The 21,069-nt window shown below is 74.7% G+C and carries 21 protein-coding genes and 1 riboswitch; of the genes, 6 read left to right on the plus strand and 15 right to left on the minus strand.

Annotation, left to right across the window (positions count from 1 at the left end; genetic code table 11):
• Positions 1-94: 94 nt before the first annotated feature.
• Positions 95-337 (plus strand): RNA-binding S4 domain-containing protein, encoded by a 243-nt coding sequence (locus SJ20_RS09145; protein ID WP_036317588.1) that lies wholly within the window; start codon positions 95-97, stop codon positions 335-337.
• Between the two features lie 52 nt (positions 338-389).
• Here the strand turns inward: SJ20_RS09145 and SJ20_RS09150 are convergent, their stop codons facing one another.
• Entirely contained in the window at positions 390-1,082 is a 693-nt protein-coding gene (locus SJ20_RS09150) for an alpha/beta hydrolase (RefSeq protein ID WP_036340883.1), read from the minus strand.
• An 80-nt stretch (positions 1,083-1,162) separates the two neighbouring features.
• Between SJ20_RS09150 and SJ20_RS09155 the strand changes: the two genes are divergently transcribed.
• Entirely contained in the window at positions 1,163-2,056 is an 894-nt protein-coding gene (locus SJ20_RS09155) for an SGNH/GDSL hydrolase family protein (protein ID WP_044659692.1), read from the plus strand.
• A 75-nt stretch (positions 2,057-2,131) separates the two neighbouring features.
• Here SJ20_RS09155 and SJ20_RS09160 read toward each other — a convergent pair whose 3' ends face one another.
• Both SJ20_RS09160 and SJ20_RS09165 read right to left on the minus strand, forming a co-directional pair.
• Entirely contained in the window at positions 2,132-3,262 is a 1,131-nt protein-coding gene (locus tag SJ20_RS09160; protein WP_044659693.1) for a homoserine O-acetyltransferase, read from the minus strand.
• A complete protein-coding gene (locus SJ20_RS09165) occupies positions 3,259-4,626 on the minus strand; it encodes an O-acetylhomoserine aminocarboxypropyltransferase/cysteine synthase family protein (protein ID WP_044659694.1) in 1,368 nt (455 codons plus the stop codon). Before SJ20_RS09165 ends, SJ20_RS09160 begins: the two co-directional genes overlap by 4 nt.
• 130 nt (positions 4,627-4,756) lie before the next feature.
• Positions 4,757-4,872, minus strand: a riboswitch (SAM riboswitch).
• Between the two features lie 177 nt (positions 4,873-5,049).
• On the opposite strand from SJ20_RS09165, the gene SJ20_RS09170 reads away from it, so the two are divergent.
• Entirely contained in the window at positions 5,050-5,685 is a 636-nt protein-coding gene (locus SJ20_RS09170; protein ID WP_078025700.1) for a VOC family protein, read from the plus strand.
• Positions 5,686-5,703: 18 nt separating this feature from the next.
• On the opposite strand, the gene SJ20_RS09175 is transcribed toward SJ20_RS09170, so the two are convergent.
• Positions 5,704-6,600 (minus strand): CPBP family intramembrane glutamic endopeptidase, encoded by an 897-nt coding sequence (locus tag SJ20_RS09175; protein WP_082067626.1) that lies wholly within the window; start codon positions 6,598-6,600, stop codon positions 5,704-5,706.
• A gap of 141 nt (positions 6,601-6,741) precedes the next feature.
• Here SJ20_RS09175 and SJ20_RS09180 point away from each other — a divergent pair, with 141 nt between their 5' ends.
• Positions 6,742-7,818 (plus strand): phosphotransferase, encoded by a 1,077-nt coding sequence (locus SJ20_RS09180; RefSeq protein WP_044659695.1) that lies wholly within the window; start codon positions 6,742-6,744, stop codon positions 7,816-7,818.
• 15 nt (positions 7,819-7,833) lie between these two features.
• Here the strand turns inward: SJ20_RS09180 and gatB are convergent, their stop codons facing one another.
• The 11 genes from gatB to SJ20_RS09235 all read right to left on the minus strand — a co-directional run bounded on the left by gatB (position 7,834) and on the right by SJ20_RS09235 (position 19,101).
• Entirely contained in the window at positions 7,834-9,339 is a 1,506-nt protein-coding gene (gene gatB, locus SJ20_RS09185; RefSeq protein ID WP_044659696.1) for an Asp-tRNA(Asn)/Glu-tRNA(Gln) amidotransferase subunit GatB, read from the minus strand.
• Positions 9,336-10,952, minus strand: a complete 1,617-nt coding sequence (gene gatA, locus SJ20_RS09190; protein ID WP_200891088.1) for an Asp-tRNA(Asn)/Glu-tRNA(Gln) amidotransferase subunit GatA — start codon at positions 10,950-10,952, stop codon at positions 9,336-9,338. Before gatA ends, gatB begins: the two co-directional genes overlap by 4 nt.
• A gap of 8 nt (positions 10,953-10,960) precedes the next feature.
• Positions 10,961-11,257, minus strand: a complete 297-nt coding sequence (gene gatC, locus SJ20_RS09195; protein WP_002854348.1) for an Asp-tRNA(Asn)/Glu-tRNA(Gln) amidotransferase subunit GatC — start codon at positions 11,255-11,257, stop codon at positions 10,961-10,963.
• 204 nt (positions 11,258-11,461) lie between these two features.
• Positions 11,462-11,986, minus strand: a complete 525-nt coding sequence (locus SJ20_RS09200; RefSeq protein WP_002854352.1) for a GNAT family N-acetyltransferase — start codon at positions 11,984-11,986, stop codon at positions 11,462-11,464.
• The gene (locus SJ20_RS09205; protein WP_044659698.1) at positions 11,983-12,465 is read right to left on the minus strand and encodes a hypothetical protein; all 483 of its coding nucleotides are present in this window, start codon (positions 12,463-12,465) and stop codon (positions 11,983-11,985) included. Before SJ20_RS09205 ends, SJ20_RS09200 begins: the two co-directional genes overlap by 4 nt.
• Positions 12,462-13,379: an inositol monophosphatase family protein gene (locus SJ20_RS09210; protein ID WP_020625516.1), complete on the minus strand. Its 918-nt coding sequence runs from the start codon at positions 13,377-13,379 to the stop codon at positions 12,462-12,464. The genes SJ20_RS09205 and SJ20_RS09210 overlap by 4 nt, the downstream gene beginning before the upstream one ends.
• Positions 13,376-15,769 (minus strand): NAD-dependent DNA ligase LigA, encoded by a 2,394-nt coding sequence (gene ligA / locus SJ20_RS09215; protein ID WP_044659699.1) that lies wholly within the window; start codon positions 15,767-15,769, stop codon positions 13,376-13,378. Before ligA ends, SJ20_RS09210 begins: the two co-directional genes overlap by 4 nt.
• A 40-nt stretch (positions 15,770-15,809) precedes the next feature.
• Positions 15,810-16,568: a PP2C family serine/threonine-protein phosphatase gene (locus tag SJ20_RS09220; protein ID WP_041103543.1), complete on the minus strand. Its 759-nt coding sequence runs from the start codon at positions 16,566-16,568 to the stop codon at positions 15,810-15,812.
• An 11-nt stretch (positions 16,569-16,579) separates the two neighbouring features.
• Complete coding sequence (locus SJ20_RS09225; protein WP_044659700.1) at positions 16,580-17,710, minus strand: adenylate/guanylate cyclase domain-containing protein; 1,131 nt, start codon at positions 17,708-17,710, stop codon at positions 16,580-16,582.
• A complete protein-coding gene (locus SJ20_RS09230) occupies positions 17,707-18,243 on the minus strand; it encodes a PH domain-containing protein (protein WP_235281291.1) in 537 nt (178 codons plus the stop codon). Before SJ20_RS09230 ends, SJ20_RS09225 begins: the two co-directional genes overlap by 4 nt.
• Before the next feature lie 21 nt (positions 18,244-18,264).
• Entirely contained in the window at positions 18,265-19,101 is an 837-nt protein-coding gene (locus tag SJ20_RS09235) for a biotin--[acetyl-CoA-carboxylase] ligase (protein WP_044659701.1), read from the minus strand.
• Positions 19,102-19,290: 189 nt separating this feature from the next.
• Here SJ20_RS09235 and SJ20_RS09240 point away from each other — a divergent pair, with 189 nt between their 5' ends.
• Complete coding sequence (locus tag SJ20_RS09240) at positions 19,291-20,874, plus strand: acyl-CoA carboxylase subunit beta (protein WP_044659702.1); 1,584 nt, start codon at positions 19,291-19,293, stop codon at positions 20,872-20,874.
• A partial coding sequence (locus SJ20_RS09245) for a hypothetical protein (protein ID WP_044659703.1) occupies positions 20,871-21,069 on the plus strand: 199 nt, incomplete at its 3' end. The genes SJ20_RS09240 and SJ20_RS09245, both read left to right, overlap by 4 nt.

A 21,069-nucleotide genomic window follows, 5' to 3' on the forward strand; every position in this document is an offset into this window, starting at 1 on the left:
CGACGACGGCGCCCGGCCGCCTTCGAGGCGGCGGGCCCGTTCCGGCGCGGCGCGCCGGTCGATCCCGTCCAGCCTACCGGCCATGATGGACACCATGACCGAGACGAACGCACCCGACGCCCAGCCCCTGCCCATCCGTGACGAGTCCATCCGCCTCGGCCAGGCGCTCAAGCTCGCCTCCCTCGTGGAGGACGGGGCCATGGCCCGCGACGTCGTCACCGACGGGCTCGTCACCGTCAACGGCGCGGTGGAGACGCGCCGCGGCGCCCAGCTGCACGACGGGGACGTCGTCGAGTTCGCCGGCGAGGCGTTCGTCGTCCAGGCCGGGCAGGCCTGAGCCGACGCCCCGTCGGGCGGCCGCGGCGCCGTCGTCGAGCGTGTCCGGTGCGTCAGCCGCGGGGCGGCACCATGTGGGCGAGGTACTCCTTCACGTGGCCCAGCTCCTGCTCGTTGATCGCGTGGCCGAGCCCGGCGTAGACGATCTTCATGAGGTCCACGTGGGCGTTCAGCCAGGCATGGGTCTCCTCGACCCGGGGCTCGGAGATGATCGGGTCCTCCTGGCCGCGGCCCCAGAAGACCTTCGGTCGGACGCGGGCGACGTCGTCGTCGCGGGTGAACAGCTCGCGCAGCCGCGGCTCGGTGAGCTCCGGGTCCACCACGAAGCCGGACAGCGCCACGGTGCACGCGTAGGCCTCCGGGTCCAGGCGCAGCAGCGACGTGGCCATCGCCATGCCCTGCGAGAAGCCGAGCAGGGAGACGGTGCGGAAGTCCCCGCGCACCGCCTGCACCCAGGCGTGCAGGGCCTCGACGGCCTCGCGGACCGGCTCGGCGGTGGAGCCCAGCTCGCCCGTGACGGGGTCCTGGGAGAGCGGGAACCAGGCGTGGGAGCCCGGCTGCAGGGGCAGGGGCGCGCGGACGGCGGCCACCGTGACGTGCTCGGGCAGGTGCGGGACGAGGCCGAACAGGTCGTCCTCGTTCGCGCCGTAGCCGTGCAGGACGATCAGCAGGTCCTCGGTGCGCTCGCCCTCGGGGCGGGACCAGCGGACGACGGGCTCGACGGCGGGGGTGGGGTTCGCGTTCACGTCCGCCAGCCTAGCGAGCGGCACGGTCGGCCCCTCCCGGAGGTTGACCCCTCCCGCGCGACGTGGGCAGAATCCTACCCGTGGATAACCCATCCTCCTCCCAGCCTCCGCACGCCTCCGACGCGACCCCGGTCGACGACCCCGCCGCCCATCCGTGGCGCCGCTACGTCGCCATCGGGGACTCGTTCTCCGAGGGCATCGGCGACCCGGACCCGGACCGTCCCGGCTACCACCGCGGCTGGGCCGACCGCCTGGCCGAGGAGCTCTCCCGCCTGACGCCGCCCGGCGAGGACCTGGCCTACGCCAACCTGGCGGTCCGCGGGAAGCTGCTGGACCAGATCGCCGAGGACCAGGTGGAGCCGGCGCTCGCCCTGCGGCCGGACCTCATCAGCGTCTGCGCGGGCGGCAACGACATCCTGCGCGGCGCGGACCCGGACGAGATCGCGGTCCGGTTGGACGCCGTCGTCGAGCGTCTGGCCTCCGACGGCGCCACCGTGCTGCTGTTCAACGCGACCGACGTGAAGGGCACGCCCGTCATCGGCCGCATCCGCGGCACCGTGGCGATCTACAACGAGAACGTGCGCACCATCGCGCTGCGGCACGACGCGCTGGTGCCGGACATGTGGTCGCTCAAGGACCTCGCCCGGCGGGAGATGTGGGCCGAGGACCGCCTGCACTTCTCTGCGCTCGGCCACCACACGATCGCCGCGATGGTGCTGGACACCCTCGGCGTGGAGCACGGCCTCGAGCACCTGCGCCTCTCCCCGCCGGCGCCGCGCACGTGGCGCGCGGCCCGCGCGTCGGACGCCGCATGGGTGCGCACGCACCTGGCGCCGTGGGTGGTCCGCCGCCTCCGCGGCGTCTCCTCCGGCGACGGCGTCACGGCCAAGCGCCCCGTCCCCGAGCCGCTCTTCGGCGCGCCGATGCCGCAGGGCTCGGACCACACCGAGCCGCTGGACATCGTCGAGCCCTGAGCCCGGCCGGCGGGGACCGGTGGCCGTTTCCCGAACGACAGTGCCGCGACACGCCGCCGTTTCCCGAACGAAAGCTCAGAGGGCGAGGGTGCGCTTGAGCGTGTCGGCCACCTGGCCGTATTCGGTGAGGAAGCCGTCGTGGCCGATGGGCGAGGCGATCGTGTGCACCGGCGGCCGCGCGGGCAGCGCCGCCGCGAGCGCCTCGGACTCGGCCGGCAGGTAGAGCCGGTCCGAGTCGACGGCGGCCACGAACGCCCGGCCCCGGTAGTCCGCGAGCGCCGCCGCCACGCCGCCGCGCCCCCGCCCGACGTCGTGGCCCATGAGGGCCTCGGTGACCACGAGGTAGGAGTTCGCGTCGAACCGGTCGGTGAGCTTGGCCGCCTGGTGGTCCAGGTAGGACTCCACGGCGTAGCGCCCGCGCCCGCCCGGCACCCCGACGACGGCGCCGAACGGGTCCTCGACGCCCTGCGGTTCCCGGCCGAACCGCTGGCCGAGCTCGCCCGCCGTGCGGTAGGTGGTGTGGGCGATGCGCCGGGCGATGCCCAGGCCGGCCACGGGGCCGGGGCCGGGGTAGTAGTCGCCGCCCTGGAAGTCCGGGTCGAGGCGGATGGCCGCGGTCTGCGCCTGCCCCCACGCGATCTGGTCGGCGGAGGAGGCCGCGGTGGCGGCCAGCACGCCCACCCCGGCGACGCGCGCGGGGTGGGTCGCGGCCCACTCGAGGGCGCGAGCCCCGCCCATCGATCCGCCGATCACGGCACGCCAGGCGCCGATCCCGAGGTGGTCGGCCAGGCGCCGCTCGGCCTCGACCGCGTCCCGCAGCGTGAGGAACGGGAACCGGGAGCCCCAGGGCCGCCCGTCGGGCGCGGGCGTCGAGGGCCCGGTGGAGCCGTGGCAGCCGCCGATCATGGCGGGGGCGACCACGAACCACCGGTCCGTGTCCACGGCGCGGCCCGGGCCGACGAGGGCGTCCCACCAGCCCGGCGTCGGGTCCTCCTCGTGCGCGGCCACGTGCGCGTCGCCGGTGAGGGCGTGCAGCACGAGCACGGCGTTGGAGCCGTCGGCGGCGAGGGTGCCCCAGGTCTCGTAGGTCAGCTCGACGTCGGGCAGCAGCCCGCCGGTCTCGGTGTGCAGCTCGCCGACCCGCAGGCGGTGGCGGCCGCCGCGGGGCAGCGCGGTGCGCGACGGACGCGTGGCGACGGCGGTCATGCCCGCTCCCCCGCGTCGTCGTCGCCGCGGCGGGCGGCGGCCGCGAAGCCGCGTTCGAGGTCGGCGAGGATGTCCTCGATGTCCTCCACGCCGAGCGAGAGCCGCACCAGGCCGGGGGTGACGCCGGCGGCGCGCTGCTCGTCGTCGGTGAGCTGGGAGTGGGTGGTGGAGGCCGGGTGCACCACGAGCGAGCGGACGTCGCCGATGTTGGCCACGTGGTGGTGCAGGGTGAGCCCGTCCACGAACGCGGCCCCGGCCTCGCGGCCGCCCGCGATCTCGAAGGAGACGAACGCGCCCGCGCCCTTCGGCAGGTAGCGCTGGGCCCGCTCGTGCCACGGGCTGGACTCCAGGCCGGCGTAGACCACGTGCTCGGCGTCGTCGCGACCCTCCAGCCAGCGCGCCACCGCGGCCGCGTTGGCCACCTGCCGCTCCATGCGCAGGGACAGGGTCTCCAGGCCGAGGTTCACCAGGAACGCGTTGAACGGGGAGATGGCCGAGCCGTAGTCGCGCAGCAGCTGCACGCGCGCCTTGAGGATGAAGGCCAGGTTGGCGCCGAGCGGCGAGCCCACCCCGAGGTCCCGCGCGTAGACGAGGCCGTGGTAGGACTCGTCCGGCTCGTTGAAGCCGGGGTACCGCTCGGCGTGCTGCGCGTAGTCGAACGTGCCGGCGTCGACGATCACGCCCGCGATGGCCGCGGCGTGCCCGCCGAGGTACTTCGTGGCGGAGTGGGTGACGACGTCGGCGCCGTGCTCGATGGGCCGCAGCAGGTACGGGGTGGCCAGCGTGTTGTCCACGATCAGCGGCACGCCGGCCTCGTGGGCGGCGTCGGCGACGGCGCGCACGTCCAGGACGTCCCCGCGCGGGTTGCCGAGGGTCTCGCCGAAGAACGCCGTGGTGTTCGGCCGGACGGCGGCGCGCCAGGACTCGAGGTCGTCCGGGTCGGTCACGAACGTCGTCTCGACGCCGACCTTGGCGAGGGTGTGCTTGAACAGGTTCTGCGTGCCGCCGTAGAGGCTGGCCGAGGCGACCACGTGGTCGCCGGCGCCGGCGAGGTTGAGGATCGCGAACGTCGTCGCCGCCTGACCGGAGGCCAGCAGCAGCGCGCCCACACCGCCCTCGAGCGCGGCGATCTTCTCCTCCACCGGGCCCTGCGTCGGGTTGCCGATGCGGGTGTAGAGCGGGTCGAGGTCCTTGAGCGCGAACCGGTCCGCGGCCACCTGGGCGGACGGGAAGTCGTACGAGGTGGTCTGGAAGATCGGCAGGGCGGTCGCACCGAAGGCGTGCTGGCCGACGGCGACGCCTGCGTGGACCTGCGCGGTGGAGAAGCCCCAGGCGTCGGGGGTCGGGGTGGTCTGGTCGGTCATGGCGGACCCTCCTGAGGGGTTCAGGGGCCGGACCCGGCCGCCCCGCCCGCCGGCCGACGTGCCGATCCGGGAACCGGCGTCGTCGAGGTGCCGGAGATGACCCGGCGCCGTCGAGAGGGGCCGTGGGATCGGCCCGCGCTTGCCGGCGTCCGTTGTGGGGCCGGCCTGGTCGTCACCCGGGGCACCCCACCGCGGAAGGAGGGTTGCCGGTCAGCATGCCGGGGCCTGTTGCTGACTCTCGTGACCGTGCCTCCGAGTGTAGCCCGCCGCCCCGCCACGATTTCGTCACGCGTGTCACCCGCGGATACGCTCTCCGCACGGGGCGCCCGACCCGTCAAGGGCTCGACGCCCCGCGACTCGCACCAGGTCAACCCCCGGGGCAGCCCGGGAACGGAGAGGAACAGCGCAGTGCACACCTGTCGCATGGACCACGTGTCCTACGCCGCCGGCCCCGAGGGCCTGGACGCCACGGTCGCCCGCATCGCCGAGACGCTGGGCATCGAGCGGATCAAGGGCGGTGTCCACCCCCGCTTCGGCACGCAGAACGCCCTGTTCCCCATGGCGGGCAGGCAGTATCTGGAGGTCGTCGAGGCCCTGGACCACCCGGCCTCCCTCAGCGCGCCGTTCGGCCAGCTCGTGCGCGCCCGCACCGAGCAGGGCGGCGGCTGGATGAGCTGGGCGGTGGCCACCACGGACATCGGCCGGTTCGAGCGCCGCCTCGGCCGTGAGGCCGTCCCCGGCAACCGTCGCTTCCCGGACGGCCGGGAGCTGTCCTGGCGGCAGATCGGCGTCAAGGGAACCCTCGCGGACCCGCAGCTGCCGTTCATCCTGCGCTGGGCCGACGGTCAGGAGGACATGCACCCCTCGCAGGCGGCCGAGCCGCAGGCCACCATCGAGCGCCTGAACATCGCCGGCTCCCCCGAGCGCCTCGCCGAGTGGCTCGGCGACGACGAGGACGGCCAGGTCCAGGACGTGAACATCGAGTACGTCGCGCCCTCCGGCACCCCGGGCATCGTCTCGGTCACCTTCCGCACCCCGAAGGGCGAGGTCACGCTCTGAGCGCGGAGGCGGGGCCGCTCAGCCGAGCAGCCCCGCCCGCGCCAGCAGCGGGTAGCCGAGGAACCCGACGGCGTCCAGCAGCGCGTGCGCGATGACCAGCGGCATCACCCGGCGCACCCGCAGGAACACGAGCGCGAACACCACGCCCATCAGGGCGTTGCCCACGCCCGGCCCGATCCCCTGGTACAGGTGGTACGCCCCGCGCAGCAGCGCGAGGGCGAGCACCACGACGGCCGCGCGGGTCGGCAGGTACAGCCCCTCGGCGCTCACCCACGACGACGGCACGGCCGGCGCCGGATCGTGCGCCAGGCCCGCGGCGCGCAGCCGCTGCAGATACCCGAGCCGGTCGACGAGCCAGGCGCCCACGATGACCTCCTCCAGCAGTCCGTGCCGCAGCGCGGAGAGCAGCAGGACCGGCACCTGGTACCAGCTCTCCCCGAGCGCCGAGCCGACGATCGCCGTCGTGAGGCCCAGGGCCCGGCCGGCGGCGTAGACGCCGAGCGTGCCCAACCCGATGGCCGCGAACAGGCCCAGGCCCCAGGCCAGGTCGCGGCCGGGGCGGCGCAGGTCGAGGCCGAGCACCCGGAACGGGTTCCGGCCGCGCAGGTGCATCAGGTGCAGCACGAGGGCCACCGGCACGAGCGCGAACCCGATGCCGAGCAGCTGATAGGTCAGGTCGAAGGCCCAGCGGTCGGCCAGGGCCGGGTTGAGGACGGTGGTCTGCTCCCCCAGCGGGGCCTGGGTGGCCTTGTCGATGAGCTGGACGATCGCGTAGACCGCCGACTTCCCCAGGGAGAGGCCGAGGACGATCGCGATCTCCCACCGCACCGTGCGCGCCGAGGGGGCGGGCAGCGCGGGGGCGGGTCGGACGGCCGGGACGGCCGGGGAGCGGGACGTGCGCGGGGTGGCGGGCATGCCCCCAGTATCCGCCGCCCCTCTGCCCCCGGGCGCTTTCGAACGTGAGGTGGGGCCTATCTCCCGTTCGAAAGTCCCCATTCCCCCGATATCGCGTTCGAAAGTCCGGGAGGCGGGCGGCGGGAGGGTTAGCGTGGTCGTGTGGTCTCCCCGCCTGCCCCCAGCGAGCTCGAGCTGGTCCACCGCGCCCTGCAGCACCTCCGCCCCGGCCTCGACCCCGCTCTCGCCCGCCGGCTCCGCACAGCCGACTGGGCCGCGGCGTCCGTGGAGGAGGGCGGGCAGTTCCACCGCGTGCTCGTGCTCGAGGACGTCGGCGTCCTCCGGATGACGCGGGCCCACGAGGTGGGGGCCGCCCCGGCCGCGCGGTGGGCGCCCGAGCGGGACCCCGCGGCGCACCTGCCCCGGCGCCTGGCCCTCCTCGACGGACTCGCCGCGGCCCTGGCCGAGCGCCGCGTGCCGTGGGCCGTCCCGGTCGCCCTCTCGGATCCCGTCTCCGCGGGCCCGGGCGCCGCGGTGCTGCAGCGCTTCCTCCCGGGCGGCCCGCACCCGCCGCACGAAGGCGATCCGGACGTGCTGCGCGGCGTCCTCGACGACCTCGCCGCCGTGGACGTCACCGACCCGCGGATCGCCCCGCACCTCGGCCGCCCGTTCGCCTTCCGCGGCCCGTGGACGCCGGAGCGCGCCCGGCACGTCGCGGCGCTGCCGGGGGCGGTCGCCGCGCGCCTGGGCGCGTGGGAGGGCCACGACGTCGACACGCGGCTGGGCGCCGAGGCGTGGCCGGACGCGGTGGCCGCCCTCGCGGACACGGTGACGACGTGGACCGCCGCGCCGCCCGTGCCGCCGTCGCTCGTGCACGGCGACCTGGCCGGGCACAACATGCGCTGGCGCGCCGTGCCCGAGGACGAGGACCCGCGCGCCCCGCTGCGCTGGGCGCTGGCCGGGGTGCTGGACTGGGACCTCGCGTGCGCGTGGGACCCCGCCCTCAACGTCGCCTACCTGGCGCTGTGGCACGGCGAGGAGAAGGTGCCCGACCTGGCCCGGGACGCGGCCGAGGCGCGCCGGGCCCGCGTGTGGCTCGGGGCGATGGCCCTGGAGACGCTCGACGACGCGGCGGCCCGGGACGCGATCGTCGGCGGGCTGGCCGCGGGGTCCTGGCGGCGCCTGCTGCGCAAGACCCTGCCCCGCGTGGCGCGAGCCCTCACCGCCCTGGACAGCTGAGGGCCCGCGCGGTCGTCAGGACACGCCCAGGCGCTCCAGGACGATCTCGCGGACGCGGCCGGCGTCGGCCTGCCCGCGGGTGGCCTTCATGACCGGGCCGATGAGGGCGCCGACGGCGGCCATCTTGCCGCCCTTGATCTTCTCGGCCACGTCCGGGTTGGCGGCGATCGCGGCGTCGATGGCCTCCGTGAGCGCGCCGTCGTCGGACACCACGGCCAGGCCCTTCGCCGAGACGACATCCTTCGGGGCGCCCTCGCCGTCGGCCACCAGGCCGAGCACCTGCTTGGCGATCTTGTCGTTGATCGTCTTCGCGGTGATCAGCTCCTCGACCTCCACCACGTGTGCCGGGGTGATCCCCAGCTCGGCGACGGCGACCTCGCGGGCGTTCGCCAGGCGGGCGATCTCGCCCATCCACCACTTGCGGGCGGCCGCCGCGGAGGCGCCGGCCTCCACGGTCGCGACGATCTCGTCCAGGACGCCGGCGTTGACGACGTCGCGGAACTCCTCGTCCGAGAAGCCCCACTCGGCCTTGAGCCGCTTGTTCCGCACGGCCGGCAGCTCGGGCATGGCCGCGCGCACGCGCTCGACCCACGCGGCGTCCACGTGCACGGGCACGAGGTCCGGCTCGGGGAAGTACCGGTAGTCGTCCGCGTCCGACTTCGGGCGGCCCGAGGTGGTGCTGCGGGTGTCCTCGTGCCAGTGGCGGGTCTCCTGCGTCACGGTGCCGCCCGCGGCGAGCACCGCGGCCTGGCGCTGGATCTCGTGGGTGACCGCGTGCTGCACGGCGCGCGTGGAGTTCACGTTCTTCGTCTCGGTGCGGGTGCCGAACTCGGTGGCGCCCTTGGGCATCAGCGAGACGTTCGCGTCGCAGCGGACGTTGCCGCGCTCCATCCGCGCGTCGGAGATGTCGATGGCCTGCACGATGTCCCGGATCGCGGTGACGTAGGCGCGGGCCAGCTCGGGGGCCCGCGCACCGGCGCCGACGATCGGCTTGGTGACGATCTCGATGAGCGGCACGCCCGCACGGTTGTAGTCGACGAGGGACGCGGAGGCGCCCTGGATCCGCCCGGAGCCGCCCACGTGGGTGAGCTTGCCGGCGTCGTCCTCGAGGTGCGCGCGCTCGATCTCCACGCGGAAGACCTCACCGTCCTCCAACTCGACGTCCAGGTGGCCGTCGAAGACGATCGGCTCGTCGTACTGGGAGGTCTGGAAGTTCTTCGGCGTGTCCGGGTAGAAGTAGTTCTTCCGCGCGAACCGGCAGGTCTCGGCGACCTGCGCGTCCAGGGCCACGCCCAGGCGGATCGCGTACTCCACGACCTCGCGGTTGAGCACCGGCAGGGTGCCGGGCAGGCCGAGGTCGAGCGGGGTCACGTTGGTGTTCGGCTCGTCGCCGAACGCGTTGGGCGCCGAGGAGAAGATCTTCGTGGCGGTGTTCAGCTCCACGTGCACCTCGAAGCCCAGCACGGGGTCGAAGCGCTCCATCGCCTCCGCGAAGTCCATGGTCTGCTCTGCGTGGCTCATGCCCGGCCTCCTGCCGTGGTCGCGGTGGTGGCGCGCTGCGCGCCCTTCTCCAGCTCGGGGGCCTCGGCCCACACCGGCCCGCCCCGGCGCTCCCCGACGAGGCGTTCGAGCGCGGCGCCGGCCTCGTACAGGCGGGCGTCCTCGCGCGCGGGCGCCATCAGCTGCAGGCCGTAGGGCAGCCCGTCGACGACGCCGCCCGGCACGGACATGCCCGGGACGCCGGCGAGGTTGGCCGGGATGGTGGCCAGGTCGTTGACGTACATGGTCATCGGGTCGTCCGTCTTGGCGCCCAGCTCGAACGCCGGGGTCGGCGCGGTGGGCGTGAGGAGGACGTCCACCCGCTCGAAGGCGCGGGCGAAGTCCTGCTGCACGAGCGTGCGGACCTTCTGCGCGGAGCCGTAGTAGGCGTCGTAGTAACCGGCGGAGAGCGCGTAGGTGCCCAGGATGATGCGCCGCTTGACCTCGGCGCCGAACCCGGCGGCGCGGGTGGCGCCCATGACCTGCTCGATCGTGCCGCCGCCGTCGGGCACCACGCGGTGGCCGTAGCGGACGCCGTCGAAGCGGGCCAGGTTGGAGGAGGCCTCCGAGGGCATGATCAGGTAGTACGCCCCGAGGGCGGCGTCGAAGCTGGGGCAGGAGACCTCCACGATCTCCGCGCCGGCCTCACGCAGGGCCGCGACGTGCTCGTCGAAGCCGGCCCGGATGCCCGGGTGGAACGCGTCCGCCGGCAGGTCCGTCACGACGCCGACGCGCAGCCCCGCCAGGTCGCGGCCGCGGGCCGCGCCGGTCAGGTCCGCCGGCTCGTCGGCCAGGGACGTGGAGTCCTGCGGGTCGTGGCCGGCGATGACCTGCTGCAGCGCCGCGGTGTCGGCCACGGTGCGGGCGGCGGGGCCGATCTGGTCCAGCGAGGAGGCCATGGCGATGAGGCCGTAGCGGGAGACCGCGCCGTAGGTGGGCTTCACGCCGACCGTGCCGGTGAACGCGGCGGGCTCACGCACGGAGCCGCCGGTGTCCGAGCCGAGGGCGAAGGGGGCCAGGAAGGCGGCGACGGCGGCCGCCGACCCGCCGCCCGAGCCGCCGGGCACCCGGTCCCCGTCCCACGGGTTGCGGGTGATGCCGAACGCGGAGTGCTCGGTGGAGCCGCCCATCGCGAACTCGTCGAGGTTGGTCTTGCCGAGGATCGGCAGGCGGGCCTCGCGGAGGCGGGCCACCACCGTGGCGTCGTACGGGCTGAGCCAGCCCTCGAGCATGCGGGAGGCGGCCGTGGTCGGCTGGCCGCGCGTGACGATGTTGTCCTTCACGGCCACGGGCACGCCGGCCAGCGGGTGCAGGGCGTCGGCCTCGGGGCCGCCGGCGGCACGGATCGCGTCCACCTCGGCGGCGACGGCGAGGGCCTCGTCCGTGTTCACGTGGAGGTAGGCGCGCACGCCGCGGTCGCCGGCGGCGTCGGCGCGCACGTCGCCGTCGTGGGCGGCGATGCGGTCCAGGTGGGCCTGGACGAGCTCCACGGAGGTGGTGGTGCCGGCGCGCAGGCGCTCGGCCATCTGCAGCGCGGTGAGCCGGACGAGCTCGTCGGCGCCGAGGGTCGCGTTCACGTCGAACGTCTCGGTCATGGGGGTGATCACTCTCCGTCCAGGATGGCGGGGACCTTGAACTGGCCGTCCTCGGAGTCCGGCGCCTGGTCGAGGGCCTCCTCCTGCGTGAGCATGCCGGCCGGCACGTCCTCGCGGAACACGTTCTCCAACGCGATGGGGTGGGACGTCGGCGTCACGTCGTCGCCCGCGGCGGCCTGGACCGCGGAGACGTGCTCCAGGATCTTCTCCAGGTCGCCGGACATCGTGTCCAGCTCCTCGTCGGTCATCCGGATGTGGGCCAGGCGAGCCAGATGCTCCACCTGATCCCGGGTGATCTCAGGCATGGATCTCCTCGTGTGACGGGTCGGGGCGGGGTGGACGACGCCGGCGCGGCGGCGGCCACATCGGAATCGAGTCTAGTGCCGGGGCCTGCCCGGCCGCCGCCACCGCTTCGAGGCGGGAGATCCACCCCACCGCGGCGCTCCGGGCCCGCATGACAGGGATTTCCCGCCCCGAATGGGGTCCCGGTGCCGATGTCCCGCCCGGGGTCAGTCCAGCGCGAGCCGGTAGACGAGGAACGGGCCGGTCTCGTCGGCCGGGTCGAGGTCCGGCACCACGTCCGCGAGGAGCCAGTCCCGCTCCGGGACGCGCACGAAGCCGGCGCGCTCGTACATCCGGTGGGCGCCGGTCATGGAGGGCATGGTGGTCAGCACGACGGCGTCCACGCCCTCCTCGGCGCGGGCCCGCGCCACGATCTCGGCCAGCAGGGCGCCGCCCACCCCGCGGCGGTGGAACCGCGGGTGCACGGCGAGCATGCGGAACTCGTACTCCCCGTCGCCGGAGGTCTCGGCCAGGGGCGAGCCGGGCGGGGTGAGCACCACGGACCCGGCCACCTCGCCGTCGACCTCGGCCACGAGCACCTCCGCGCGGCCGGCCCGGTCGGCCACGTCCATGAGGGTCTTCACGTAGGCGTCGTCGGGGGCGATGTGGCCGCCGTCGACATAGGACGCCAGGGTGAGCTCGGCGACCGCCTCGTGGTCCTCGGGGCGCAGCGGGCGGACGAGGGCGCTCATGCGTCACCTCCGGCGCGCTGGCGCAGCGTGTCCTTCAGGCGGGCGCGGGTCGCGTCCGTGGCCACGACGTAGTCGCGCCGACGCAGCCAGGCGGTGGGCACGGCCTGGTGGGGGTGGCCGTCGCGCGCCTCGTGCAGCCCTTCGAGGAACGTCGCGGCCGCCGGCTCCTGCCAGATGTTCACCCAGTAGGCGCGCTCCCGCTCCTGCGCCGTCAGTTCCGTGACCAGCCGCCTCGTGAACGAACAGCCCGGCCGCCAGAACACGACGACGCCGCCGCGCTCGACGTGCGCCTGCGCGCCGGCGAACGGCCGCGAGCGGACCCGGACCGCCCACCGGTACGTGACCGCGTAGCCGGCCAGGACGAGCCCGGCCACGATCATGCCGACCTGCTGCAGGCGCGTCCCCGCGATCATGAACGTCAGTCCGCCGGCCACGAACAGGACCGGGTAGAACCACGGGTCTCCGACGATCCGCCTCATGCCCTCTCCCCCGTCACGGCGGCCAGGGCGGACCCGTCCACGTCGCCGGCCACCATCCAGTCAGGATGTGCCGTGCCGTCCGCCGAGGCGGGCCGCGTCACCGCGACGCCGGCCTCCTCCGCCACCAACGCGCCGGCGGCCCAGTCGTACTCCTGCGTGCCGAACTCGGCGTACGCGTCCAGGGTGCCGTCGGCGACCATGCACAGGTCCAGCGCCGCCGAGCCGATCCGTCGCACGTCCCCGAACGCGGGCAGCAGGGCCGCGAGCGCCCGCACCTGCAGGGCCCGGCGGGCGGGGTCGTAGCCGAAGCCGGTGGCGAGCAGTCGCCCCGAGCGTCCGGGCAGGGGACCGGTGAGCCGCACGGGGGCGGCATCGCGGTCGGGCAGGTCCACGCCCGCCGTCGTCGCGTCCGCGGTGCTGAAGGCGCCCCGGCCCGCGCTCGCGTACCAGGTGCGCCCCAGCGCGGGCGCCGCCACGACGCCGGCCAGCCAGCGTTCGGTGCCCTCGGCCACCCCCAGCAGGTCGGCGGTCTCGGCGTCCACCGGGCCGGTGACGGCCACCGAGGTGCAGAACTGCGGAAGCCCGCGCACGAAGTTCGTGGTGCCATCCAGCGGGTCGATGGACCAGCGGTACCCGGACGGCTCGGCCGGACGGGTGGCGCCGTACTCCTCGCCGGTGATCTCGTCCGAGGGGCGGTAGCCGGCGACGACCTCCCGGACGGCCTGCTCGGCGCGGCGGTCGTAGTCGGTGACCCAGTCGGAGCCGGAGGACTTCGTCTGCGCGCCGATCTCCTCGATGCCCAGCGGGACGGCCGGGTGGTGACCGGTCCAGCGCCGGGCCAGGACGTCCGCGCCAGCGCGCGCGGCGGCCTTGGCGACCACGAGCAGGCCCGGGACCGTGGTGCGCGCGCTCATGCCGAGGCCTCCCCCTCTGCGGCGTCGTCGGTGGCGTCGTCCGTGCCCGCCGGGCGCACGGCGTCCGGGCCACCGGCCAGCAGCGCCGTGAACCCGGCCTCGTCCAGCACGGGCACGCCGAGGGACTGCGCCTTGTCCAGCTTGGAGCCGGCGGCCTCGCCGGCCACCAGGAAGTCGGTCTTCTTGGACACGGACCCGGAGGCCCTGCCGCCGCGCACGAGGATCGCCTCCTTCGCGGAGTCGCGGGAGAAGCCCTCGAGCGAGCCGGTGACCACCACGGTCAGGCCCTCGAGCGTGCGCGGGGTGGACTCGTCCTGCTCGTCCTCCATGACCACGCCCGCCGCAGCCCAGCGGTCCACGATCTCCCGGTGCCAGTCCTCGGCGAACCACTCGATGAGCGCGTCCGCGATGATCGGGCCGACGCCGTCGATCTCGGCCAGCCGGTCCCGGTCGCCGGCCTCGGCCGCCGCGCGCAGCGCCGCCATCGAACCGAACGCCGTGGCCAGCGAGCGGGCCGCCGTCGGGCCCACGTGCCGGATGGACAGCGCCACGAGGGTGCGCCACAGCGGCTGGGACTTGGCCTTCTCGAGCTCGTCGAACAGGCGGAGCGTGTTGGCCGTGGGCGCGGACGGCTTCTTCGCGGTGCCGGCGGTGAAGAAGTACGGCTTGAGCGTGAACACGCCCGAGGGCACCATGCGGCCGTCCACCTTCGTACGGCCCTCGCGCCACACGCGGACCTCGCCGAGGGAGCGCTGCAGGTCCGTCAGCCCGTCCTCGCCGCGGGGGCCGGTGATCTCCTCCGGCGTGCCGGAGGCGAGGTCGAAGATCTGCGCCTCCGCCGTGATGGGGCCGGGACCCTCGGGGCGCACCTGCCCCTCGTGCTCGGCCGGGTCCTCGCCGGGGCCCTGGACGAGCCAGCGGGCGGCCTCCTCGCCGAGCGCCTCCACGTCGAAGGCGCCGCGGCTGGCCAGGTGCTCGACGCGGCCGGCCAGCTGGGCCGGGCAGGAGCGGGCGTTGGGGCAGCGCAGGTCCACGTCCCCCTCCTTGGCCGGGGCCAGCGGCGTGCCGCACGAGGGGCAGTGCGCGGGCATGACGAACTCGCGCAGCTCCCGGCCCGCCTCGATCGCCTTCTCGCGCAGCGGCAGCACGGGGCCCACGACCTCGGGGATCACGTCCCCGGCCTTGCGCACCACCACGGTGTCCCCGATCAGCACGCCCTTGGCCTTGACCACGTCCTGGTTGTGCAGGGTGGCCAGAGAGACGGTGGACCCGGCCACGGTGACCGGCTCCAACACCGCGAACGGGGTCACCCGACCGGTGCGGCCCACCGAGACCGCGATGTCCCGCAGCAGCGTGTGCACCTCCTCCGGCGGGTACTTGTACGCCGCCGCCCAGCGGGGCACGCGGGAGGTGTGGCCGAGGTAGCGCTGGTCCGCGAACGCGTCCGCCTTCACCACGATGCCGTCGATCTCGTGGATCAGCTCGTGCCGGCGCCGGCCGTACTCCTCGATCACCGCGACGACGGCGGCCAACGCCTCCTCGTCCGCACCCTCCACCACGCGGGTGTAGGGGCTCACGGGCAGGCCCCAGCCCGCGAGCGCGTCGTACACCTCGTGCTGGGACTCCAGTCCGAACGCCTCGACCGAGCCGATGCCGTGCACGAACATGGCCAGCGGGCGCTGCGCGGTGACGGCCGGGTCCTTCTGACGCAGGGCGCCGGCGGCGGCGTTGCGCGGGTTCGCGAACGGCGTCTGACCCTCCTCGGCACGACGCGCGTTGAGCTCGGCGAAGGCGGCGGAGGACATGAACACCTCGCCGCGCACCTCGAACTCGGCGGGCCAGCCCTCGCCGGAGAGCTCGTGCGGGATGTCCCCGATGGTGCGCACGTTGGCGGTGACGTCCTCGCCCGTGACGCCGTCGCCGCGGGTGGCGGCCTGCACGAGCCGCCCGTCCCGGTAGCGCAGGGCGACGGCGAGCCCGTCGATCTTCACCTCCACGAGCCAGCGGGGCGCCACGCCCGGTCGCACCTGCGTCAGGGCCTGCGCCGCGCGGCGGAACCAGACCTCGAGCTCCTCGATGGAGAACAGGTCCTCGAGCGAGTACATGCGGGCCCCGTGCCGGACGGGGGCGAACGCCTCCGAGACCTCGCCGCCGACCTCCTGGGTGGGCGAGTCGTTGGCCACGAGCTCGGGGTGCAGGGCCTCGAGGTCCTCGAGGCGGCGGTACAGCGCGTCGTACTCGGCGTCCGAGATCTCCGGGGCGTCCCGCTGGTAGTAGGCGGTCCGGGCGGCGCGGACCCGCTCCACGAGGTCCTCGTACTCCTCCCGCAGGTCCGCGGCGGGGATGTCCTGCGGATCGGGCTGGGCGGCGGATTCCTTGGGGGTGCTCACCCGGCCCAGCGTAGTCGGCGTCCCGGACGGCGCACCCGGGTCAGGGGATGCGCACGAGCACCGCCGTGATGTTGTCCCGGCCGCCGCGCCACAGGGCGGCGCCGATGAGCTTCTCGAGGGCGTCCTCGAGGGTGTCGGCGTCGTCGATCAGCGCGCGGATCTCCTCGTCCAGCAGCTCGCCGGTCAGGCCGTCGCTGCACAGCAGCACGAGGTCCCCGGAGGCGAGGGGGATCTCGGCCACGTCCACCGTGAGCGCCTCGCGCGAGCCGAGCGCGCGGGTGATGACGTTGCGGCGGGGATGGACGCGGGCCTCGGCGGGGGTGAGCTCCCCCGCGTCGACGAGCATCTGGACCGCCGAGTGGTCCACCGTGAGCTGCTGGAGCACCGGCGAGCCGACGGGCCGCAGGTACACCCGGGAGTCGCCGACGTTGGCCACAGCCCAGCGGCCGCGCTCCGTGTCCAGGCAGGCCAGGACGGTCAGGGTGGTGCCGGAGCGCCCCAGCCCGGCCTCGACGACGGCGGCGTCCGCCTCGTGGATCAGGTGGCCGAGCTCCTGGGGCGTGTGGGCCGTGCCCGGGGCGAGCACCTCGGGGGCGCGGCGGCGCAGGGTCTCGATCGCGGCGGCCGAGGCCACCTCGCCGGCCTCGTGCCCGCCCATGCCGTCGGCCACGGCGGCGAGCACCAGCGGCTCCCCGACGAGGGTCCACGCGTCCTCGTTCAGGTCGCGGACGGCGCCCACGTGGGTGGCGCCCGCGGCCTGGGGCCGCGGCGCGGACGGGGTCTCGGGGCGGGGGTCCACGGGGTCCTCGATCAGTCGGCGAGCAGGGTCTGGGCCGACCCGTCCAAGAGCAGGGAGGGGCGGACCTCTCCGAACCCGCGGACGATCCTGGGCGGCTGCGGGACGAGCACGAAGCGCTCGTCCCGGGACAGGGCCGCAGCGGTCATGGCGTCCACGAGCACGGTACCCGGATCGGCCAGGGACGTCAGCCGCGCGGCGAGGTTCACGGTGGGCCCGTAGATGTCCCCCATGCGGGAGAGCACCCGTCCCCATGTCAGGGCGACGCGCGCCGAGGGCAGCTCCTCGTCCGCGGCGATGGTCTCGGCCAGGGAGAGCGCGATCGCGGCGCCGGCCTCGGGGGTCTCGGCGTTGAACATGACCTCGTCGCCGATGGTCTTCACGAGCCAGCCGCCGCCGGCCGAGATGGTCTCCGCGGCGAGGGACTCGAAGCGCAGCACCATGCGGGCCAGCGTCCGGTCGTCCATGGTCCGGGAGAGCGTCGTGTAGGAGACCATGTCCGCGAAGCCGACGGCGCGGGCCAGCGGCAGCGGCGCATCCGACTCGGAGCCGTCGCGGCCCTGGGCGCTGGCCGCCAGCCCGGCCTCCACGCGCACGGTCAGGCGCTGCACGGCGCGGTTGAGCTGGCGCCGGTAGACGATCCGCATGGCCTTCTCGAGCGGTCCGACCATGTCCGGGAGCATGTCGACGACGGCCCGCCGCGCCTCCGGGTCCGTCAGGTCCTCGGAGGCGATCTTGTCCTCCACGAGCGCCTCGATCTGCCACACCACCATGCGGTCCGTCATCTGCCCGATCGAGCGGGCCAGCGAGATGGCGGTGTCCTCGTTCAGCGTCCCCGAGCGCACGAGCGTGAGCACGGACTCGAACGCCTCGATGTCCGCCTCGGTGAAGGCCTTGTGCCCCTCCGGCGACGTCGGATAGCCCAGCGCACGCCAGATCTTCCGGGCGGAGGCCATCGAGACGCCGAGGCGCTGCGCCACCTCCCGCGAGGTGTAGGCGCGCGGGCCCACCACCAGGCCGGCGTCGAGCGTGCGCATCGCGCTCGTCCAGCCGGCGGGCCGTGCCTCGGCGTCGCGGGCGGTCGTGTCCTCGGCCGGCGGGACGATCGGCAGCGGTGCGGTGTCCGGTGTCTCCGGACGGCTCATCGGAGGTCTCCTGTCGGGACGGGGGCGGGCCAGGTCGCGGCGCGGGCCTGGCGGGTCAGGTGAGCCAGGGCCTCCTCGAAGCGCGCGGCCTCGGGGACGTCACGCAGCCGCCAGTGGACCTGGCGGGCGGGTTCCTGGAAGAGGATGTGCAGGTCTCCGGCGCCCGAGCCGCGGCGGCGCCGCTGCACGTCGGCGATGGACACGAGCGGCATGGCGGCCCCGGACCCGCCGACGCCGGCGCGCTGGAGGATGCGGCGGTCGGTGACCACGGTGCGCCGGAAGACCCAGCGCCACAGCGGGCGGACGGTGCCGGGGAGCAGGACGAGCGCCGCGACCACCCACGCGACCGCCTCGAGCACGGCGCGGTTCGCGGCGACGATCCCGGGCAGGTCGGGGCGTGCGAGCACGCCGACGGCCAGGCCGAGCAGGAACGCGACGGCCACGAGGACCGCGGCGGGGCGCAGCAGCGCGCGCGGGTGGGTGCGGGTGCGCACCATCACCTGCTCACCGGGCTCGAGTCGCACGGCGGTCACCTCCTGACCGGGACGGATGTGTCATGCGCCGCGATGGACGTCTCCACGCAGGTGGGCCACGTCCCCCGCACTGACCTCGGTCTCGATTGTGCCACGGTCCGGTGTGACGTGCCTCACCCGCAGGGTGCCGCCCGGGCCGAGGCCCACGGCCGTGCCTTCCAGCACGCCGCCGCCGGGCAGCTCGGCGCGCACCGCGCGGCCCAGCGTGGAGAGCCGGTCCGCCACGGCCGCCACGGCGGGGTGACGCCCGTCCACGGGCGCCGTCTGCCCCGCCACGCCCGCGGCGAAGCGGACCACGGCCGCCACGACGGCGTCCCGCAGCTCGACCGCGAGGTCCCGGGGCGCGGGCACGGCGTCCGCGCCGATCCACTCCGCCAGGTCCGTGGCGGTGTCCACCGGGGCGGCCCCGTGGTGGTCCAGGTTCACGCCCATCCCGACGGCGACGCCGGGCCCCTTGCCATCCGAGGACAGCGCCACCGTGGCCAGCACGCCGCACAGCTTGCGCCCGTCCGTGGCGAGCACGTCGTTCGGCCACTTCACGTGCGTCGGGACGCCCCGGGCCGCGAGGCGCTCGGCGACCGTGGCGGAGGCGACGAGCGAGAGCCAGCTCAGGTGGGCCGGAGAGACCGGCACCCCGCCGGACTCGGGACGCAGGTACACGGACAGGGCGAGCGCCGCCCCCGGCGCGGCGCTCCACACGCGGGAGTGCCGACCCCGGCCGGCCCGCTGGTCCGCGGTGGCCACGGCCGCACCGTGCCGGTGCCCCTCGCGGTCCAACCGTGCGAGGAGCTCATCCTGCGTGGAGCCGGCGGAGTCCAGCCAGGTCAGATCCGGTGTGGGGGCGTCGTCGGGCTGCATGCCCCTAGATATACACGGCGTTCCCGGGGGCGGGCTGGGCGGGCCGATCCGCCGCCGGGGCGCGCGGACGGGCAGTCCGGGCCGACGTCCTCGCCGTTTGTGGGCTTCCTCCAACCGTGGGCGTCCGCGGTGGCCCGTACACTGGCCGACTGAGCCTCCGCATCTGGCGGACCACCACAAGGAGGACGTGTGACCGATCCCGACCTGACCACCACGGCCGGCCGGCTGGCCGACCTGCATCGGCGGCTCGAGGCGACGGCCGCGCCCGGCGGCCCGGACGCCGTCGAGCGCCAGCACGCTCGCGGCAAGCACACCGCGCGCGAGCGGATCGACCTCCTCCTGGACGAGGGCTCCTTCGTGGAGCTGGACGCGCTGGCCGTGCACCGCACCACCGCGTTCGGCATGGACGCCAAGCACCCGGCCGGCGACGGCCTGGTGTCCGGCTTCGGCACCGTGGACGGGCGCCAGGTGGCCGTCTACTCGCAGGACTTCACCGTGTTCGGCGGCTCGCTGTCCGAGCGCAACGGGCAGAAGATCGTGAAGGTCCAGGAGTTCGCCGCGCGCAACGGCTGCCCCGTGATCGGCATCCTCGACGGCGGCGGCGCGCGCATCCAGGAGGGCGTGGCCTCCCTCGCCCAGTTCGCGGACATCTTCCGGAACAACGTCCTGGCCTCGGGCATGATCCCGCAGATCTCGCTGATCATGGGCCCCTCCGCCGGCGGCGCGGCCTATTCGCCGGCGCTGACGGACGTCGTGGTGATGGTGGACCGGACCTCGCACATGTTCATCACCGGCCCGGACGTGATCAAGACCGTCACGGGCGAGGATGTGGACATGGAGACCCTCGGCGGCGCCCGCTCGCACAACGCCACCTCCGGCACCGCCCACTACATGGCCTCCTCGGAGGAGGACGCGATCGCCTACGTGCAGGAGCTGCTCGAGCTGCTGCCCTCCAACAACCTCGCGGAGGCCCCGACCTTCGAGGCCGCGGACCCGGAGCCCACGGACGAGGACCTCGCCCTGGACGAGATCGTCCCGGACTCCGCCAACCAGCCCTACGACATGCTCGAGGTCATCGCCTCGATCGTGGACGAGGGCCACCTGCTGCAGCTGCAGGAGCTGTACGCGCCCAACGTGATCACCGGCCTGGCCCGCCTGGACGGCATGAGCGTGGGCGTCGTCGCGAACCAGCCGATGCAGTTCGCCGGCACCCTGGACATCGCCGCCTCGGAGAAGGCCGCGCGGTTCGTGCGCTTCTGCGACGCGTTCAACATCCCGATCATCACCCTCGTGGACGTGCCCGGGTTCCTGCCCGGCACGGACCAGGAGTTCAACGGCATCATCCGCCGCGGCGCCAAGCTGATCTACGCCTACGCCGAGGCCACCGTGCCGAAGCTGACCGTGATCACGCGCAAGGCCTTCGGCGGCGCGTACATCGTGATGGGCTCCAAGAAGCTCGGCGCGGACCTGAACCTGGCCTGGCCGAGCGCCCAGATCGGCGTGATGGGCGCCCAGGGCGCCGTGAACATCCTGTACCGGCGCGACCTGAAGGCGACGGCGGAGGCGGGCGGCGACGTCGACGCGCGCCGGGCCGAGATCGTGGCCGACTACGAGGCCGAGCTGCTCAACCCGTACCAGGCCGCCGAGCTGGGCTACGTGGACGCCGTGGTGCCCCCGCACGCCACCCGCGGCCAGCTCATCCGCGCCCTGCGCGCCACCCTGCACAAGCGCGAGGCCCGCCCCGCCAAGAAGCACGGGAACATGCCGCTGTGAGCGCCCCGCTGGGTCCGGGCACCCCGGACGAGAACGACGAGTCCACGCAGGCCACGCCGGCGCCGGCCGACCCGCTGCAGCTCAGCGGCCCGGAGTTGGAGCCGGAGGAGATGGCCGCGCTGGCCGCCGTCCTCGAGGCGGCCGCCGCGGCCCGGGCCGAAGCCGCCCGGCTCGCCGCCGTGGCCGCCGACCCCC

The organism is Micrococcus sp. MS-ASIII-49, from assembly GCF_000946635.1.
Lineage (GTDB): Bacteria > Actinomycetota > Actinomycetes > Actinomycetales > Micrococcaceae > Micrococcus > Micrococcus luteus.